Annotated in this window: 19 protein-coding genes; 11 read left to right on the forward strand and 8 right to left on the reverse strand. The window is 62.9% G+C overall.

All coding sequences use genetic code 11. From position 1 onward, the window contains the following. Positions 1–111 precede the first annotated feature (111 nt). Positions 112–468, forward strand: a complete 357-nt coding sequence (locus tag NKI61_RS17810) for an ArsR/SmtB family transcription factor (RefSeq protein WP_023687094.1) — start codon at positions 112–114, stop codon at positions 466–468. Further along, entirely contained in the window at positions 465–944 is a 480-nt protein-coding gene (locus tag NKI61_RS17815) for an SRPBCC family protein (RefSeq protein ID WP_352521266.1), read from the forward strand. The genes NKI61_RS17810 and NKI61_RS17815 overlap by 4 nt, the downstream gene beginning before the upstream one ends. A 91-nt stretch (positions 945–1,035) precedes the next feature. Here NKI61_RS17815 and NKI61_RS17820 read toward each other — a convergent pair whose 3' ends face one another. Further along, positions 1,036–1,389 (reverse strand): nuclear transport factor 2 family protein, encoded by a 354-nt coding sequence (locus NKI61_RS17820; RefSeq protein ID WP_023684393.1) that lies wholly within the window; start codon positions 1,387–1,389, stop codon positions 1,036–1,038. A 186-nt stretch (positions 1,390–1,575) separates the two neighbouring features. On the opposite strand from NKI61_RS17820, the gene NKI61_RS17825 reads away from it, so the two are divergent. Continuing rightward, positions 1,576–2,280 carry an SOS response-associated peptidase gene (locus tag NKI61_RS17825; protein ID WP_023684394.1) on the forward strand — a complete coding sequence of 235 codons (705 nt, stop codon included), beginning with the start codon at positions 1,576–1,578 and terminating at the stop codon, positions 2,278–2,280. A 440-nt stretch (positions 2,281–2,720) separates the two neighbouring features. On the opposite strand, the gene NKI61_RS17830 is transcribed toward NKI61_RS17825, so the two are convergent. The 6 genes from NKI61_RS17830 to NKI61_RS17855 form a co-directional block, all read right to left on the reverse strand. Next, positions 2,721–3,806 carry an ABC transporter ATP-binding protein gene (locus NKI61_RS17830; protein WP_352840174.1) on the reverse strand — a complete coding sequence of 362 codons (1,086 nt, stop codon included), beginning with the start codon at positions 3,804–3,806 and terminating at the stop codon, positions 2,721–2,723. Next, complete coding sequence (locus NKI61_RS17835) at positions 3,796–4,395, reverse strand: helix-turn-helix domain-containing protein (protein ID WP_352840176.1); 600 nt, start codon at positions 4,393–4,395, stop codon at positions 3,796–3,798. Before NKI61_RS17835 ends, NKI61_RS17830 begins: the two co-directional genes overlap by 11 nt. 280 nt (positions 4,396–4,675) lie before the next feature. Continuing rightward, positions 4,676–5,782: an ABC transporter substrate-binding protein gene (locus tag NKI61_RS17840; RefSeq protein ID WP_023668506.1), complete on the reverse strand. Its 1,107-nt coding sequence runs from the start codon at positions 5,780–5,782 to the stop codon at positions 4,676–4,678. Between the two features lie 25 nt (positions 5,783–5,807). Then, complete coding sequence (locus NKI61_RS17845) at positions 5,808–6,635, reverse strand: ABC transporter permease (protein WP_023709184.1); 828 nt, start codon at positions 6,633–6,635, stop codon at positions 5,808–5,810. Then, positions 6,632–7,513, reverse strand: coding sequence for an ABC transporter permease (locus NKI61_RS17850; protein ID WP_023747934.1), 882 nt, complete (start codon positions 7,511–7,513; stop codon positions 6,632–6,634). Before NKI61_RS17850 ends, NKI61_RS17845 begins: the two co-directional genes overlap by 4 nt. 96 nt (positions 7,514–7,609) lie before the next feature. After that, the gene (locus tag NKI61_RS17855) at positions 7,610–8,887 is read right to left on the reverse strand and encodes an NAD(P)/FAD-dependent oxidoreductase (protein ID WP_352840177.1); all 1,278 of its coding nucleotides are present in this window, start codon (positions 8,885–8,887) and stop codon (positions 7,610–7,612) included. Positions 8,888–9,063: 176 nt separating this feature from the next. Between NKI61_RS17855 and NKI61_RS17860 the strand changes: the two genes are divergently transcribed. From NKI61_RS17860 to NKI61_RS17890, 7 genes are all read left to right on the forward strand, one after another. Next, positions 9,064–10,221 carry a fumarylacetoacetate hydrolase family protein gene (locus NKI61_RS17860; RefSeq protein WP_023749139.1) on the forward strand — a complete coding sequence of 386 codons (1,158 nt, stop codon included), beginning with the start codon at positions 9,064–9,066 and terminating at the stop codon, positions 10,219–10,221. A gap of 137 nt (positions 10,222–10,358) precedes the next feature. Next, a complete protein-coding gene (locus NKI61_RS17865; protein ID WP_352840178.1) occupies positions 10,359–11,903 on the forward strand; it encodes a sugar ABC transporter ATP-binding protein in 1,545 nt (514 codons plus the stop codon). Beyond that, positions 11,900–12,928: an ABC transporter permease gene (locus NKI61_RS17870; RefSeq protein WP_352840179.1), complete on the forward strand. Its 1,029-nt coding sequence runs from the start codon at positions 11,900–11,902 to the stop codon at positions 12,926–12,928. Before NKI61_RS17865 ends, NKI61_RS17870 begins: the two co-directional genes overlap by 4 nt. A 297-nt stretch (positions 12,929–13,225) precedes the next feature. Further along, positions 13,226–14,158, forward strand: a complete 933-nt coding sequence (locus NKI61_RS17875; protein ID WP_023687083.1) for a substrate-binding domain-containing protein — start codon at positions 13,226–13,228, stop codon at positions 14,156–14,158. A gap of 118 nt (positions 14,159–14,276) precedes the next feature. Then, positions 14,277–15,263, forward strand: a complete 987-nt coding sequence (locus NKI61_RS17880; protein ID WP_023668514.1) for an ABC transporter permease — start codon at positions 14,277–14,279, stop codon at positions 15,261–15,263. Between the two features lie 4 nt (positions 15,264–15,267). After that, positions 15,268–16,062 carry an ATP-binding cassette domain-containing protein gene (locus NKI61_RS17885; protein ID WP_352840180.1) on the forward strand — a complete coding sequence of 265 codons (795 nt, stop codon included), beginning with the start codon at positions 15,268–15,270 and terminating at the stop codon, positions 16,060–16,062. 136 nt (positions 16,063–16,198) lie between these two features. Continuing rightward, positions 16,199–17,221 carry a LacI family DNA-binding transcriptional regulator gene (locus NKI61_RS17890; RefSeq protein WP_023668516.1) on the forward strand — a complete coding sequence of 341 codons (1,023 nt, stop codon included), beginning with the start codon at positions 16,199–16,201 and terminating at the stop codon, positions 17,219–17,221. Positions 17,222–17,661: 440 nt separating this feature from the next. On the opposite strand, the gene NKI61_RS17895 is transcribed toward NKI61_RS17890, so the two are convergent. Next, entirely contained in the window at positions 17,662–18,243 is a 582-nt protein-coding gene (locus NKI61_RS17895) for a TetR/AcrR family transcriptional regulator (protein WP_023668517.1), read from the reverse strand. Positions 18,244–18,485: 242 nt separating this feature from the next. Between NKI61_RS17895 and NKI61_RS17900 the strand changes: the two genes are divergently transcribed. Beyond that, positions 18,486–18,746, forward strand: a complete 261-nt coding sequence (locus NKI61_RS17900) for a hypothetical protein (protein ID WP_352625625.1) — start codon at positions 18,486–18,488, stop codon at positions 18,744–18,746.

Genomic DNA, 18,746 nt, shown 5'->3' on the forward strand with positions numbered 1-18,746 from the left:
TTCCCGCTTTGCCAGCACCCCGGTCACATCAGCCCATTTTTAGGGCTTGCCAATACTAAGGAATTTTCCTAAGTATCTTTCTATACCCGTCGACGGACCTCAGGATCGCCCATGCCAAGCCTCCACGCCCCAACTACAAGTCTCCCGCCGATCGACGGCATCTTCCGCGCGCTGGCTGACCCGACGCGGCGGCGCGTGGTCGAGCGGTTGAACCGCAGTCCGGCCTCGGTCAGCGAGTTGGCGCAGCCTTTCGAGATGGCGCTGCCTTCCTTCATCGAGCATCTGAAAGTGCTGGAAGGCTGCGGTCTGGTGCGATCGGAAAAAATCGGCCGCACCAGGACCTATCAGCTGGCGCCCGAACCGCTGCAGCTCGCCGAAAACTGGCTGGCCGAACAGCGCACGCTGTGGGAGCGCCGACTCGATCAATTCGACGCCTATGTGATGAGCCTCAAGGAGCAAGAAAAGTGAGCTATCCCTTCAAGCCCGACCCCAGACTGGACCTTGTGCTGGAGCGCATGCTCGACGCGCCGCGCGAACTCTTGTGGCGCGCCATGACGGTGCCGGAGCATGTCAAGCAATGGTTCACGCCCAAGCCCTGGCTGATCACCGATTGCGAGATCGACCTTCGTCCGGGCGGACTGTTCCGGACGCGCATGCAATCGCCCGACGGCAAGGAGGTCAACGACCGCCATTGCTGCTATCTCGAGATCGTGCCGAACGAGCGGCTGGTGTGGACCGATGCGCTGCTGCCGGGCTATCGGCCCTCGGGCGAGCCCTTCATCACCGCAGTCATTTCGCTTCAGTCGGATGACAAGGGCACGCGCTACACGGCAACGGCCATCCATCGCGACGAGGCTACCCGCAACAATCATGAAGAGATGGGGTTCTTCGACGGCTGGGGCACGGTGGCCGATCAGCTGGCGCAGTATGTGAAGACCATTTGAGCTTTTCCCACTGCGGCCAGGACTTTGTCCCGGCCGCCTGGTTTTTGGGTCGTGCAGCGAAGCGCGCGCCGGAACCCGACGGCACCCGGGCTCAGTAGTAGAAGCGCTCTTCGGTGATCTTGCCGTTCTTGACCGTGTACAGGCCAACCTCGTCCATGGTGACCCGTTCGCCGGTGGCCTTGGGCGTTATGTCGAACTTGAAGCGCACCGCGAACTGGTCGCCGTTGACATAGGGGCCTTCGACAGAGCCGCCATGGACTTCGTGGTTCTCTTGCCACCATTCGCCCTTTTGCCTGAGAGCCTCCTTGCCACGGGCGATGGCCATCGGCCCCTCCATGGCTTCGAGGCTGACGATATCATCGGCATTGTACTTTTCACCAGCACCCAGGTGATCCCCCTGCTGGAGCATTTCAGTGAAATCCTTGGCAACATCCGCGATGGTCATGTGTGTTCCTCCTGTTCAGACTGGTTTGAAGTAGGGAAGCGCTTGCCGGCCCGCCACCTTTACCCGCACGACAGCTGACAAGGTGTGTCAGGACGATGATATAGCGCGGCTGTGTGACGACGATTGCGGCGGCGTCGGACAGCGACTTCGGTTGCAGACAAAAGCCAATTCCGCAATGCTGGGTGCATGTGCAACCTCTACAACATCACGACGACGCAAGAGGCGGTCCGCCAATGGACCCGCACATTGCGCGATATCAGCGGCAACCTCGAACCTTCGCTTGATGTCTATCCCAATCAACCTGGGCTTGTCGTTCGCAACAGGACGGATGGGGAGCGTGAACTGGCGAAACTGCTTTGGGGTTTGCCAACGCCGCCCGAGCGCATGAAAGGTAAGGCCGACTACGGCACCACCAACGTTCGCAATCCGCAATATTCGCACTGGCAGCAATATGTGGGCGTCGAGCACAGATGTGTCGTGCCGGTGACCAGCTTTGCCGAGCCCAGCCCTGCGGCGAACGATAAAGACCCGGAAACAGGAATCCAGCGAAATTACTGGTTTGCCCGTGGCGAGAGCCGGCCGCTGTTCTTCTTCGCTGGTTTCTGGACGTCTTGGCAGGGCGTGCGAAAGGTCAAGGACGGTCCCGGCGACTTCGAGCTATACGCCTTCATGACCACCAAGCCTAATGCTCTCATTGCGCCGATACATGAGAAGGCTATGCCCGTGATCCTCACCACGCCGGAGGAAACCGAGGCTTGGCTGACGGCGCCATGGTCGGAAGCACGGCGTTTGCAGCGGACGGCGCCCAACGACGCGTTGGTGATCGTTGAGAAGCCAGCCACACAGATCAAGTTCCCACCACAGGCCCCGGCCCAAGGGTCTCTGTTTTAGCCCGAAATCGGCTCTCCTCAATCGTCGTCTCGCCAGATTACCCGGCGAACCATGCGGATTTCGACAAGACGTCTGACGCGAATTTTAAGGCGTTCAGCAGCGCTTGGCAGAATGATGCCTGCATCGAGCTCACGACCTTTGCAGCGCTCGCACCGCATGTGCCGCTCCACATCCCAAAAGGGGATATCACCAACCAGCTTTGCGAGATCGCCAGGCAGATAGTGTCGAGTGATGTTGCAGTTCCGACATCGAACACGAATTAGCTGCCCGACTTCATGCGCCAAGCAGAGGGTTTGCACATTTCGGCGCGGTCGGGTGCTTAGTTCGGGCATCCCGCAAAGTAGGAATATGTTCCTTTGCGAGTCAATTCACACTTAATTCCACCTTGGCGATCTTCACAGCAGGTTAAATCCAACCGTCGATGAAGGGATTGGGTTGGATCAGCTTGGCAGCATAGGGCAGTTGGCACCACGGCGCAGGCTGATATGCGCCACGTCACCGACGCTGAATTGAAAGCCCTCGGCCTGGCGCGGCGCATCGATCACCACCGGCAATCCCTGCCCGAGCTCAGCATGCAGCCGCAGCGTGCGGCCGTGGAAGACGATGGAGTTGACGCGCGCCGGCGCGGTGCCGGCGGCGGCATCGGTGGTGGCCAGCAAGTCCTCGGGGCGAACGCCGATGGTGCGCTCAGTGCCTTCGCCGGGCGTGTCGCCGGTTTCGGATGTTGCCTCCAGCGAGAGCCCGCCGGCGGCAAAGCGCAGGCGGTCGCCATCGCGGCCGATGAAGCGCGATTGCAGCAGGTTCATCGTGCCGATGAAGCTCGCGACGAATTTCGTCGCGGGCCGGTCGTAGAGCGTGGCCGGCGGCGCGATCTGTTCGATGCGGCCCTTGTTCATGACGACGATGCGGTCGGAGATCGACAGCGCTTCGGTCTGGTCGTGGGTGACCATGACGAAGGTGGTGCCGAGCCGCGACTGCAGCCGCTTCAGTTCGACCTGCATCTGTTCGCGCAGATGCGCATCGAGCGCCGACAGCGGCTCGTCGAGCAACAGCACGCGCGGCTCGCAGACGATGGCGCGGGCGAGCGCGACGCGCTGGCGCTGGCCACCCGACAGTTCGGAAACGCGGGCGCCGAGCTTGTCGGCGAGGCCGACCATGTCGAGGGCTTCGCGGACGCGCTTTGCCTGCTCTGCGCCGGACAGTTTGCGCAGCGACAGGCCGAAGCCGACATTCTCGGCGACGTTCATATGCGGGAACAGCGCATAATCCTGGAACACGGTGTTGACGGGACGCTCGAAGGGCCTCAGCGCGGTGATGTCGCGACCATCGAGCAGCACCTTGCCGCCCGAGGGGCTTTCGAAACCGGCAATGACGCGCAGGCTGGTGGTCTTGCCGCAGCCCGACGGCCCGAGCAGCGTGATGAACTCACCGCTGATAATAGCGAGATCGACGGCTTCGAGCCCGACAATGCCGCCGGGGAAAACCTTCGAGACCGTGTCCAGCCGCACCAGGGCGTCAGGCGCCATCGCGCACCTCCGAGGGTTTGGTGGTGTTGACCCAGAGGATTTCGCAAGGCTCGGTGCCGGGATTGCGGAAGGCGTGCAGAAGCGTGCTCTTGAAGGCAAAGGAGTCGCCGCTCTTCAGCACGTATTTTGTTGAGTCCACCACCAGTTCGACCTCGCCCGAGACGACATAGCCGAATTCGTGGCCGATATGCGCATAGGCTTCCGCCGTGCCGCCATCGGCTTCCACCGTCACCAAGAGGCCGGTCAGCGCCGCGCCCGGCGGCGACAGCAGCGCCTTGGCGATGCCTTCCGACTTGACCAGGAGCTGCCGCCTTTTGTCGGCGCGCACGCAATAGAGATCGTTGGCGGCTTCGTTGCCGTCGGTGATCAGCGCCGAAGGCTCGATGTCGAGCGCGGCCGCAAGCGGCCAGATCACCTTGACGCGCAGCGAAGACAGGCCGCGCTCGATCTGGCTCAGCGCACCGATGGAGACGCCGGCTTTTGCTGCCAGCTCGGCCAACGACAAATTGCGCTCCAGCCGCAGCGCCCGCACGCGCCGGCCGACGCGAATGTCGGCGTCGGCCTTTGGTTTCGCTTCAAGCATGTCCATCAGTTGGTCCTTGTTGCAGTCTTTGGCGCGGCGGCAAGACCCGCGGGCTTCAGGAGATTAGTCACAATTACCTGCCGTCGGCGCTGCCCCTCATTGTCCTGCCGGACATTTCTCCCCGTATAGTGACGGGGAGAAAGCGGCTGGTCGCAAACTCGGCGCCATTTCTGCAACGTTTGCGATTTGCGAAATCGCTGGTGACAGCGCCCTCTCCCCGTCACTATACGGGGAGAGGATGCCGGCAGGCAGGTGAGGGGCAGCGCAACCGTCGGCGATGGATCCCTCAGCCGCCCGCCTTCACTTTCTCGAACATCTTCGCCACATCGTCGTTCTGCTTCATCGGGCCGGTGAAGATGGTGGTCTTCAGCATCACCTCCGGGTCCGCCGGCAATTGCAGCTTGTCCAGTTCGTCCTTCGCCACGCCGGCGAAGGCGGTGCTGAGCGAGCTGCCATAGCCGTAGGCCTGGATCAGGTACTTACCCGAGTCGGCGTCGAGCCGGCTGTTGATGAAGTCATAGGCGAGGTCGACGTTTTTGGCGTCCTTGAGCATGACGAAGCCGCAGGCCCAGGTCAGCATGCCCTCCTTCGGCTTCATGAACTCGACCGGCACGCCCTGCTTCTTCAGCGAGGTTGCCGACGCGTTCCAGGTCATGGCGGCGACCAGCTGGCCGCTGGCCAGCGCCTGTTCGACCGAGGTCATGTCGGTGGTGTAGTTGGAGAGGAGGGGACGCTGCTCGCGCAACTTTTCCGCCACCTTGTCCATCTGCTCCGGCGTCATATCGAAGGGGTTTACGCCGGCCAGAAGTGCTGCAACGATCGGCGTGTCATGCACGGCATCGATGGTCGCCATGCGGCCGGCATATTGCTTGTCCCACAGAAGGTTCCAGCTCGCTTCCGGGTTCTTCACCAGATCGGTGCGGTAGAGGATCGAGGTGTTGCCCCAATCCCACGGCACCATCCAGACCTTGCCGTCGCCGGCCTGGATGTCGGGCAGGTTCTTGAACACCGGGAAGATCGAATCCCAGTTCTTGATGCGCTTGGTATCGATCGGCTGCAGCAGGCCTTCCTTGTTCCAGCGCGCCACCTTGTCGTAGCAGGGATGGGCGATATCGGGGCGGAAGCCGGCCTTGACCTTGGTGAAGGCATCGTCGTCGTCGCCGAAGATCGAGGCCTCGACGCCATCGGGATGGGCCGTCAGGAAGCTCTTGTTGAAGTCTGGCAGTTCATAGCCGGACCAGGTGAAATATTGCAGCTTGTCGGCGGCGAAGGCGACAGTCGACGACAGGACGATTGCAAGCGCGGCAAGCCCGGTGCGGGCTGTCTTTGCAGTGATCGATTTCGGGCCAGTGATCGATTTCAGCCCAGTAATTGATTTCGGGTCGAATGCCATTTCGGTTCTCCTCTTTTGTTATGGGTCAGGCTGGACTGGTGGGCGCCGTCCGACGGGCTGTGCTCAGCCCGCGATGGCGCAGGATTTCGGCGATGCCGGCGATGATGACGGACACAGCAAGGATAGCTGTCCCCAGCGCCATCACGGTCGGCAGCGAGCGAGGAAAACGCAGTTGGCTCCAGATGTAGAGCGGCAGCGTCGGCTCGGTGCCGGCGAGGAAGAAGACGACGATGAACTCGTCGAAGGAAATCAGAAAGGCCAGCATGAAGGCCGAGACGATGGCCGGCAGCGAGAGCGGCAACATCACCCGCCGGAAGGTCGTCCAGTCGGAAGCGCCGAGATCGAGTGCGGCCTCGCGAATGGTTTTCGGAATTGCGGCAAACCGGCTGCGCATGATCACCACGGTGGTCGGCAGCGCCACCAGTATGTGGCCGAGAACGATGGCGATGCGCGACGGGCCGAGGCCGATGAGATTGACGAGGATCAGCAACGATATGCCGACGATGACGCCGGGGATCAGGATCGGCAGCCTGGAGATGGCGCTGATGGTGGCGGCGAGCGGCGAACGACCGTAGAGGTCCATATAGGAGACGGTGATGCCGCAGAGCGTGGCGCCGGCGGCGGCCACGACGCCAATGACGAGACTGTTCAAAAGCGCGCCGGACAGCGCCGGATTGCCATAGAGCGTGGCATACCATTCGAGCGTGAAGCCCTGCAGCGGAAACGCGGCCTGGATGGAGTTGTTGAAGGAAAACAGCGGGATCAACAGCACCGGCAGATAGAGGAAGACGAGATAGGCAAGCACATAGACGCCGAGCCAGCCGCGGCCATCATCTCTCCGCGCCGCGCTCATGTGCGGCTGCCGAATTTGCGGTCGGCGCCGCGTGCGACCAGCACCACGCAGAGGATGACCAGCATCACGCAGACTGAAAGTGCCGCCCCGAACGGCCAGTCATTGGCCTTGCCGAACTGCGACTGGATCAATGTGCCGATCATGGTGCTGGCGGGACCGCCGACCATGGCCGGGGTGACATAGTCGCCGACCGTCGGCACAAAGACGACGAGGGCGGCCGCCAGAACGCCCGGCATCGAATTGGGCAAGACGACGCGGCGAAACGCCGTGAACGGTCTGGCGCCGAGATCGGAGGCGGCTTCGAGCAGTGATTTCGGGATGGTGTCCAGCGCCACATAGATCGGCAGGATGGCGAAGGGCGCATAGGCATGCGCCAGCGTGACGACCACCGCCGCCGGCGTGTTGAGGAAGGCCAGCGTCGGCTCCGACCAGATGCCGCTTTCGATCAGCGCCGAGTTCAAGACGCCGTTGTAGGCGAGCACGATCTTCCAGGCGAAGACGCGCAGGAGATAGCTGGTCCAGAACGGCAGGGTCACCAGAAACAAAAGCAGGCTGCGGCGGCGGCCGGCATAGAAAGCGAGATAGTAGGCGACGGGATAGGCGGTGACGACGGTCGCCAGCGTCACCAGGCCGGCGATCACCAGCGAGCGCAGCGTCACCGTCCAGTAGAGCGGATCGGAGACCACGGTGATGAAGTTGCCTGCCGTGAAGCCGGCGCCGAGCAGCGAACCGTCATTGCCGCGAAGTGAGAGGAAGAGCACAAGGCCAAGGGCAAACAGGATCAGGAACAAGGTGACCAGCCCGCCCGGCAGCAACATGGCGAAGCGGAAGCCTCGGGACGACCCTGCCGGCGCTTCTGTTGCAACGATGCTCGACATCGGACTGCTCAACGGAAATATGAAATCGGCTTAGCTTTTTTCATATTTGTGAAACTGTCAAGCTGAATCCACGAGGCCTAGGCGACCGGCACCCAATCAGCGCTCGAAGGCGTCGAGCATCCGGTACCAGGCGATGGTCGCGGCGACGCCGACCTGGCGGAAGGCGTGGAACGGGATCGGCCGGACCGGCGACAGCGGGAACGGCAATTGATTGACATCGCCGCCCGCGAGGTAGCCCGCCATGCGTTTTCCCAGCGCGGTCATCAGGCCGACGCCCCTGCCCTGGCAACCAACCACGGCGAGCAGGCCCTTTTCCGGCTCATGGATGTGCGGCAGGTGATCCGGTGTCATCGCCACGCGGCCGAACCAGCGCTTCTCGATGACGACATCGGAGAGCGCCGGATAGAGCCGCACCAGCGCGTGCTGCAGATGCGCCCAGTCGGCCTCGCTCCTCGGCCGCGCCATGCGGCCGCGGCCGCCAAGCACCAGATGGCCGTCGGCTGTTTTGCGGTAGTAGACGAGAATGCGCCTGGAGTCGGACACCGCCTGCCCTTCCGGCAGGATCGTCGCCGCAAGGTTGGATGACAGCGGCGCGGTCGCGACCTGGAAGGAATGCAGCGGCACGATCGTTTCCGCGAGGCCCGGAAGCAGTCCATCAGTATAGGCGTTCGTCGCCAGGACAACCGCTTTCGCCCGCACCTCGGCGCCGCTTTCGGTTGAGACACGCCAAAGGCCGGCCTCCTTGCGGAGTTTCACCACCTTCTGCCGCTCGGCAATGCTGGCGCCGGCGGCGGCGGCGATGCGCGCCAGTTCCACTGTATAGGCGAGCGGATCGATGATACCGGCGCGGCGGTCGAGCCAGCCGCCGAGATAGCCTTGCGCGCCGGTCATAGCGGCGATCTCGCTTTCATTCAGAAGCCGGACATCGGCGCCACGCGCCCGCCATTGACGATCCCTGTTCGCCGCCGCTTTCAATGCGGTTTCGGTATGCGCGGCCTGGATCCAGCCATTGCGGGTGAACGGCACCGCCAGCTTTTCGTCTTGGATGAGATCGAACACCGTATCCGCCGTCGAGGCGGCGAAATCGACCAGCGCTTGGCCACGCTCGGGGCCGAAATGCTCGAGCAGCCATTCGGGATCATATTTCAGGCCGGGAATGACCTGGCCGCCATTGAGGCCCGAGGCGCCCTGGCCGATCTCGCCAGCCTCCAGCACCTGTACACCGAGACCGAGCCGGGCTGCGTGCAAGGCGGTCGACAGGCCCATGAAGCCGCCGCCGATGATGGCAACGTCAACCGGCGCCGGGACGAGCGACTGGAAGGCGGATGCGGTCTGCGGCTTCTGCCAGATCGGAACGGAAAACGGTGCGGGCAAGGCTTCACCTGGAGTATGCGGAAAATGAAAATTCTAGTTCCAGTTTCATTTTTTTGAAAGAGCGGGCCTCATGTCAGAACTGACAATTGCCTGCGCCACGGGATAGACCTTTGGCGTGAATCCGGTGAAAGTGCAGCGGCCCAGCTGCCATCTCGATCATCAAAGGACCGTAAGCCATGACGAACCCAACGCAGCTTCCCGCCGACGGGCTCTTCATCGGCCGAGCCAGGGCAAGCGATGCCTCGCATCCGCTGGTGGTCACCGTGCGCGACGGCATCGTTTTCGACGTCACCTCGACCACCGCACCCACAGTGCGCGACATCTGCGAGATGGCCGATCCGGCCGGACACGTGCGCTCTGCCAAGGGCGAACCGATCGGCTCGCTCGACGCGATCGCCGCCAACAGTTTTCAGGCCACCCGCGACCCGGCAAAACCCTATCTGGTCTCGCCTGTCGACCTGCAGGCGGTGAAGGCGTCGGGCGTGACCTTCGTGGTCAGCCTGCTCGAACGCGTCATCGAGGAGCAGGCGCGCGGTTCGGCGGAAAAGGCCGACGCCATCCGCGCCGACATTGCCGGGCTGATCGGCCACGATCTGTCCAAGCTGAAGCCCGGCTCGCCTGAGGCGATGGAGATCAAGGCCAAGCTCATCCAGCGCGGCGCCTGGTCGCAATATCTGGAAGTCGGCATCGGCCCCGACGCCGAGATCTTTACCAAATGCCAGCCGATGGCGTCCGTCGGCTTCGGCGCCGATGTCGGGCTGCATCCGGTGTCGACCTGGAACAACCCCGAGCCGGAGATCGCCATGATCGCCGCCAGCACCGGCAAGATCGTCGGCGCCACCATCGGCAACGACGTCAATCTGCGCGACGTCGAGGGACGCTCGGCGCTGCTGCTCGGCAAGGCCAAGGACAACAATGCCTCGGCCTCGCTTGGGCCCTTCATCCGGTTGTTCGACGCAAGCTTTTCCATCGACGATGTCAAGCGCGCCACTGTGCGGCTGAAGGTCGAGGGCGAGGACGGGTTTTCGCTGGAGGGCGCGAGCTCGATGGCCGAGATCAGCCGTTCGCCCGAAGAACTGGTCGCGGCCGCCATGGGGCCGCACCACCAGTATCCCGACGGCTTGGCGCTTTATCTCGGCACCATGTTCGTGCCGTCGAAGGATCGCGGCGAGAAGGGCAAGGGATTCACCCACAAGGTCGGTGACATCGTCACCATCTCGTCGGAGAAATTCGGCGCGCTGGTCAACCGGGTGCTTCTGTCGCCCGATTGCCCGCACTGGACCTACGGCGCCAGCCATCTCATGCGGGACCTAGCCAAGGCCGACCTGATCTGATTTCGGAGCAGCGGGACGAACGGCTAGCCGGTAAACGTTCCTGTCCGGGATTCGTAAGCCGTTTGTTAGCGGAATCCGGGTGACTGTATCGGAAATTCGCTCCAGGATCGGGGCGCGGTCTGTGGGGGCCGAATCGCATGCTCGGTTTGCCGATGATATCGGTGCGCAATCTCGCCATGCGTTATGGCGGCGTTTTCGCGCTAAGGGATATGAACCTGTCTGTCGGACAGGGGACGATCCATGCTGTCGTCGGTGAAAGCGGCGCCGGCAAGTCGACGCTGGTGAAGGTGCTTGCCGGCGTGCTCCGGTCCAACAGCGGCACCATCCGTGTCGGCGACCAGATAGTCACCGTCGACAGCCCGATCGCTGCACGCAAGCACAGCTTCGGCGTCGTCCACCAGGGGCTCGGCCTGTTTGCCGACCGCTCGGTACTGGCCAATCTGTTCGTCAATCGCGAGCCGTTGCGCAATGGCTTCGTCTCCAGGCGCGAGATGGAGGCACGCAGCCGCACCTTGCTTCGGCAACTCAAGCTCGACCTCGATGTCCACGCTCCTGTGGGACAACTCGGCATGGGCGAACGGCAATATGTCGAACTCGGCCGCGCAATTCTGGAAGGCCCGAGGCTGCTGATCCTCGATGAACCGAATTCTGCGCTCGACCGGCGCCAGACCGAGCACCTGTTCACCGTACTAAGTGACCTCAAGGCCAAGGGCACGAGCGTGCTCTATGTCTCGCACCGGCTGGAGGATGTGTTTGCGATCGCAGACCAGGTCACCGTGATGCGCAACGGCCGTGACGTGCTGACAAGTGAGCGTTCGGCGTTGAGCGAAGCCGATGTGATCGACGCCATGATCGGCCAGCAGCGCGGCAGCCTGTTCCCGCCTGCACTGCCGGCCAATGCCAGCACGATAAGGCCGCGGATCACGGTGGAGGGTCTGAGCGGCGGCCGGATTTCCGGCGTCAGCTTCACCGCCCGCTCCGGCGAGATCCTCGGCTTGGCCGGGCTTGAGGGGTCAGGCGTTGAACACCTGTTCGAGATGCTGTTTGGCCTGCGCGAGGCGCAAAGCGGCAGGGTGCGGCTCCCCGACGGCTACGGCTTGCCTGGAAATCCGACCGAAGCGGCGCGGCGCGGCATCGGCCTGGTGCCGGCCAACCGCCTGTGCAACGGCCTGATGCCCGACCGGTCGCTGGCCTTCAACATAGGCAACATCGCTACCGGCGCCCGCAACTGGGGGTCTCGCCGCTACTCGCCCAAGGCCGCGATCGCCGCCGCCGCAAGGCAGATCGATGCGCTGCGCATCAAGGGCCTGCCGGACGCGCCGGTGAATTCGCTGCTGGCCGGCGATCAGCAGAAGATCGTAATCGCCAAATGGCTGGAGACGGCGCCGCAAGTGCTGCTCCTAGACAATCCGGCTGGCGGTATCGAGGCGGCTGCCAAGCGCAAGATCTATGCGCTGATCCGGCAGATGGCAGCCAATGGCTGTATCGTTTTGCTGCGTTCGGTCGAGCCGTCCGAACTGACCAACCTCAGCAACCGCGTCCTTGTCTTCCACTGCGGTCGGGTCGCCGGCGAGCTGTCCGGCGCCGAGATGAAGCGAAGGACAGTGCTGCAACTGACCACCACCGGCGAGATGCCGGAGGCGGAGCGGCCGAAAAAGAAACTCGTGGGAGCCATGGCATGACACGATTGGATCCCATGCTACAGCTTGCCGGTTCGGCTGCCCACCCGAAGCGCAGCCTTCGCCTGCCCGTCGAACTCAGGCCGCTCATCGGGCTCGTTGTCCTGGTGGCGATTACAGGCTTTGCCCGGCCGGATTTCCTCGATGAGGCCAATGTGCTGTCGTTGCTGGAAACCGCTGCGTATCCCGGCATGCTGGCGATCGGCATGGTGTTCGTGCTCGCACTCCGCGAGATCGACCTTTCCGTCGGCTGGATATTCCATCTCGCGGCCCTTCTCACCGCATTCCTTCTGGCCGCCGGCATCGACCCGTGGCTTGCCGCCCTTGCCGGCGTGCTGCTCGGCGCCGGGCTCGGCCTCATCAACGGCCTGCTGGTGGTGGCGCTGCGACTGCCGGCCATCGTCGTTACGCTGGGCACCTTTGCAATGTTCCGGGGCCTGGCGGCGGTGGCCGTCAAGATGCAAGCGACAGCTCCGGCCAGCCCAGGCGGCGACTTCTTTGAGATCGTTCACGGCAAGCTGTTCGGCCTTGTGCCGACGGCTGTCTTTGTCTTCGTCGCAATGGCGGTGGTGATGCACCTCGTGCTTCACCGCAGCCGCTTCGGCTACCGGATCCAGGCCGTCGGCAGCAATCCGCAGGCGGCGCTCTATGCCGGCATCCCGACAGGTGCTGTGCGGCTGCAGACGCTGGTGCTGATGGGCGTCATCTCGGGGCTGGCGGGCGCGCTGTGGCTTGGCTCTCCCGTTACCGACGTCGACCAAGGCGGCGGTTTCGTGCTGATGGCGATTGCCGCGGCGATCATCGGCGGCACCTCGCTTTCCGGCGGGCGCGGCACCGTCTTCGGTGCGGTGATCGGCATGCTGATCGTCCAGGTCATCTTGAGCGGCGTGACCCTGTTCGGCATCGACGCCGCATGGAGCCCGTTCGTGATCGGCGCGGTGATGGTGCTGACGCTCGCGCTCGACCGGCTGGCCAAGGTGCTGCGCAACCGCCAGGCCGAGCGCTTTCAGGAAAATCCGCGCGCCTGAGTTTAAGCCCCGCCTGCTTGCCGGGGAATATCTCTATCTCTTGGTTTGACGCAATTCCGGGCGGAAAACCGTTTCACACTTTTCCTGGAATTGCTCTCTAACTGATGCGATCTGATGGGATCGCTGATGGCGCGTTGCATCGCGCCACCATCCATTGAGCGGATGGAGGCTTGCCATCGGCCGCAAAAGAAGATGCTCTGCGCATCCGGGTCGGCGCTGGCAGGAGGAGAGGATCAAGGGCATGGCCCGGATCATCGCCGGACGTGGAGGTCGTTTTTCAACATGGGAGGAAAGCAAATGCTGACGAGGCTACGATTACTCGTGCTTGGCTTGATTGTGGCGCTGGCCGTTCCGGCGGCGGCACAGGCCAAGACGTTCTACTGGATTTCGCATGGCGGCCCGGCCGACCCGGTCTGGACCTACTTCCTGGCCGGCGCCAAGCAATGGGCGAAGGACACCGGCAACACCGTCAACACCTCGTTCCACAATGGCGACGTTGCCTCGCAGCAGGAGGCGGTGCGCGCCGCGATCTCGGCAAAGGCCGACGGCATCGTCACCACCAGCCCCGATCCGGGCAGCCTGATCGAAATCGCCAAGGAAGCCAACACGGCCAAGATCCCGATCATCAACTTCAACACGCCCGATCCCAAGGCAAGCTTCGACGCCTATGTCGGCGGCGACAACGTCACCTTCGGCAAGCACTGGGCGCAATATCTGGTCGACAAGGGCCTGGTGAAGAAGGGCGACTTCGTCTGGATGCCGGTCGAAATCCCCGGGGCCACCTACGGCGTCCAGGAAGAGGAAGGCATCAAGAGCGTCTTCGAACCGCTGGGGATCACCTATGAGATCACTGAAGCGACCCTCGACCAGGCCGAAGCCATCAACCGCATGGTCGACTATCTCACCGCCAACAAGGCCAAGGTCAAGGCAATCATCGGCCTCGGCGATCTGGTCACCGGCTCGATCAAGCGGGTGTTCGACCAGGCCGGCATCAAGCCGGGCGAAATCCCGGTCGTCGGCTGGGGCAACTCGCTCGACACCACCCAGGAAGTGCTGACCGGCTACGTCAATGCCGGCCAGTGGCAGGACCCGCAGGCGACCAGCTATGTCGCTCTGTCGCTGGCCAACATGGCGGCGTCAGGCATTCCCCCGGGCTTCAACGTCATCACCGGCGCGCTCTATGAAAAGGACACCGCGCAGGTCTACGACGACATCCTGTCCGGTAAATAACCCAGACCTTCAACAGTCGCGGCCGCAGCCGCGGTCGCGACTGTCTTTTTCCTTTTTCGCCGAACCCTTCGCACGACGTGCGAGGTTTCAGCCTTTCCCTTCCTGTCGCGGGTTATCAGTGGAAAACCGTTCGCTCATCCAACGCCTGATCGCGAGGCCGGAATTCGGGCCCTTCGTTCTGCTCATCGTCGAAATCGCGGTGTTCTGGAGCATCAACCACGATTTCCTGTCGCCGCAGAACATCTCCAACACGCTGGCCTTCACCGTCGAGCTCGGGCTGATCGCGCTGGCGATGACGCTGTTGATGACGTCGGGTGAATTCGATCTGTCGGTCGGCTCGCTGTTCGGCTTTTCGCCGGTGCTGATGTGGACGCTGTTCAACAGCGGCCTGACCTCGCTGGAGGTCGGCTTCCTCGCCGCGCTGCTGATCGCGGCCTTCATCGGCCTGGTCAATGGCTGGTTCGTCACGCAGCTGAAAATCCCATCCTTCCTGGTGACGCTCGGCATGCTGCTGGTGGTGCGCGGAACCGCGCTGTTCGTCACCGACGGCTTTCCGCAGCGGACGTGGAGCGCCGAGGGCAGCTGGCTGGCCGAAGCGCTGGTCGGTGATTTCTTCATCGGCCCGTTCCGCATCTACATGTCGCTCTTCTGGTTCATCGCGGCGGCCATCGCGCTGGGCTACGTGCTGACGCAAAGCCGGACCGGCAACTGGATCCAGGCAGCCGGCGGCAATCCAGGCGCCGCAAGGGCGCGCGGCGTCAACGTCAGCGGCGTCAAGATCGGCCTGTTCGTGCTGTCCTCGGTGATGGCTTCGCTTGCCGGCGTCATCTCGTCGCTGCGCACGTCGGCCGCCAACCCCAACAGCGGCACCGGCTACGAGCTCGAAGTCATCGCCATGGTGGTGATCGGCGGTACGGCGCTGACCGGTGGGCGCGGCACCATCATCGGCACCGTGCTCGGCATCCTCATCCTGCGCGTCATGCGCAACGGCATCGTGCTGATCGGCGTGCCCGGGCTGGCCTACAACATCTTCATCGGCGCCATCATCCTCGGCATGATGGCGCTGCACTCATGGCTGGAACGCCGGCATCAGGCGGGGACCTAGAACCATGGCTGAACCGCTCATCCGCATGTCCAACATCAAAAAGTCCTACGGGCGCGTGCAGGCGCTCGAAGACGCCAATTTTCATGTCAACGAAAGGGAGATCGTCGGCCTGCTCGGCGACAATGGCGCCGGCAAATCGACACTGATCAAGGTGTTGTCGGGGGCGGTGCCGCTGACGAGCGGCGACATTTTCATCCGCGGCAAGAAGGTCAATCTGCGCAGCACCAGCGACGCCATCGCGCACGGCATCGAGACGATCTACCAGGATTCGGCACTGGTGACGCAGCTGTCGATCGCGCGGAACCTGTTCCTCGGCCGCGAGCCGATCAAACCGCCGCGCTTTTTGAACCGCATGAACCAGGAGGCGATGAACAATGTCGCGCGCGACCTGCTGAAACAGGTCGGCATCTCCAAGAACATCCCGCCGACGACGCCGATCGGCTCCCTGTCCGGCGGCGAGCGGCAGGCCGTCGCGATCGCGCGCGCCATGCACTTCGACAGCGACCTGATCATCCTCGACGAGCCGACCAACAATCTCGGCGTCGCCGAGACGCAAGGCGTGCTGAGCTTCGTGCGCAACGCGCGCGATTCCGGGCATTCCTGCATCTTCATCGCCCACAACATCCACCATGTCTTCCAGGTGGTTGACCGCATCGTCGTCATGCGCCGGGGCAAGGTGGTGGCCGACGACATCGACCCGAAGAAGACCAGCGTGGCCGAGGTCGAACGCATCATCACCGGGATGTCGGACAAGGAGATCCGCGACGCCATCATCGAAGGCGGGCCATCGCACGGCTGAACCGTCTTCGCGCCGTCTGGCACGGAAACGCATCCGCTCTAACTCGTTGTAGAGCATGACCTTTTGACAAAACGGTTCCCGTTTGTCCGAGAAAACCGGTTCCCACTTTTCGGGATCATGCTCTATGACTACAGCCATGAAAGCCACCGTTGCCGACATAGCCAGGAGCTGCGGCCTGTCGACCGCGACCGTCGACCGGGTTCTGAACAACCGGGCCGGCGCGAGCGCCGCCAACCGCCAACGGGTGATGGAGGCGGCCAAGCAGCTCGGCTATTTGCCGGTGGTCGATCAGGTGACGCTGCCGTCGCGGCCGGCGCATCTTGAATTCTTCCTGCCGATCGGCGCCAACGGTTTCATGATCGACCTCGCCGGGCACATCGAGGACTATGCGGGGCGCCTGCCGCTGGTCGCCTCGTGCCGGATCCACAATCTCGGCGGCATCTCGCCGGCAGCGCTGCAGGCGGCGGTTGAAAATCTGTCGCTGAAGGCCAATGGCGTCGGCGTCATTGCCGTCGATCATCCGCGAACGCGCAACATATTGCGCGATGTGGTCGAGGCAGGCATCCGCCTTGTCACGCTGGTCTCCGACGTTCCAGCCGCCCCGCGTTCGGCCTATGTCGGCATCGACAACCGGGTTGCCGGACGCACGGCGGCGCTGTTGATGGGGCGCTTCCTCAATGGCCGCCAGGGTCATCTGGCGATGGTCGTCGGCTCGCGTTCCTATCGCGGGCACGAGGAGCGCGAGATGGGCTTTCGGTCGGTGCTGACAGAGGAATTCCCCAATCTCACGGTCTCGAGTGCGGTCGAGATCAATGACGAACCGGAGGGCAGCTACACCGCAACGATGCAGGCGCTGCACAACGAGCCGGAACTGCTCGGCATCTATTGCGTCGGCGCCGGGCGCTCAGGTGTGGCGAGAGCGCTGCTCGAGGCCAAGCCAAAGAAGAAGCCGGTCTTCATCTGCCACGACCTGACCAAGGAAACGCGCGGCTATCTCGTCGACGACCTCGCCGATGTCGTCATTGACCAGAATGCGCGGCTGATCGCGGAGCAATCTGTGATCCGCCTGCTTGGCTCGATCGCATCCGCCGCGCCATACCTGACGAAGAAGTTCATCGAGCCACGGCTGATCTTCAAGGAAAACGTGCCGGTGCAGTGAAGTCGCGCCGTGGCGGTTTCTCCGATTTGTACGACAAGTCGGGGTAGATGCCGCAAATCTGCACAGCAGCCATGCAACTTTCATTGTTGCCGAATCATTGGGCAACCCTTACTCATCTGGGTGTCGGCCATCTACTCCTCCCAGATGCGATGCCGACGCTGAGCGCGGTGCACCTCCTCCCGCATCTCGTTCGAAATCGAGCCCGCTGCCACCTCCTCCCGGCAGCGGGCTTTTTTCATTCCCAAATGAAACTTGGCATATCCAAAGCCCCTCACCCGGATTGCCGAGACCGAGTTGCAAAGAGCAATTCGCTGCAATCCGACCTCTCGCCAAAGCGAAAGGAGATCATCAGCGCCGGCGCCAGCCTCTTCTCCCCTCGGGGAGGAGCTAGCCGCGAAGCGGCCGGATGAGGGGGCCTTGCAAACTCGGTGAGCTGGAATTCAGCGCGCCCTGAAAGAGCTGATCAGGCCTTCAGCCATGCGCACGAACTGCGTGCTGGGGCCCTGGCAGCCCATGGTCTGCACGCTGACGCGCGCCCCTTCGAACAGCAGCGACAGCGTATCGGCCAGAAGCTCGGCCTGACCGATGCCCGCATCCCGGCACAGCGCAACGAGGCGATCGCGCTGAGCGCTCTTGAGCTCCTTGATCACGCTCCTGGCCGGATGGTCCGGCTCGGTCAATTCGGCGGCGGCATTGGCCATGTCGCAGCCGCGACCGTCAGCCGCCAGGCAAGCAGCGGCCATGCGAATCCAGGCATGCAACTGGGCGAGCTTGTCGCCGGGATGCTCAGCCTCGAATTGGTCCCACATCGCGGCGCCTTTAGCCGCCGACGCGCGCAGGCATTGGACGATCAGTTCGTCCTTCGACTCAAAATGACGGTAGAGCGTCATCTTGTTGGTGCCGGCGGCTTCCGTGATGGCGTCGACACCGACGCCCTTGATGCCATGCTTGTGAAACATGTCCTGCGCCGTCTCCAGGATTCGGTCCCGGGGGCGCACGCGATCGGTAATGCCGTCTGCCATCGCAGTCTCCTTGTCTCCCTAAAAATTCGGTTCACCTCTTGACTAGGGTGTTACCGGTCTGTAACTATCCGAATGTTACTTACTGGTAACACCTATGTGGCCTTCCGTCAATAACAAGGCCGTGAACTGGTCCTGCCAGATCACAAAGGGTGAAAATTGCAGGTCATGCGGCTCCGGCCGGTGAAGAGATGAAAACCGGTTCGCGATCGTCCGATGCGAATCGCTGGAATGGAGACGCTCCAATGTCGCAGCGCAAGGATTTGACCATCGATGAAGCCATCCGGGATCCGATGATCCGGCTGGTGATGAAAGCGGACCGCGTCAACCCGCGCGCCTTCGAAGCGATGCTGAGGACCGTTGCCGATGAGCAGGGCCTCAGCGGTGCGGCGCCGTCTTCGTATTTTTTGCAAGACCCGGGTTCGGTGCGCGGCCGGCGGCTGTCCCGGTCTGCCAATTCTTTTAAAGAGGCCGGTTCTTATAAAGAGGTTTGCGTGTCGTGGTAA

The organism is Mesorhizobium sp. M0514 (assembly GCF_040321145.1).
Lineage (GTDB): Bacteria > Pseudomonadota > Alphaproteobacteria > Rhizobiales > Rhizobiaceae > Mesorhizobium.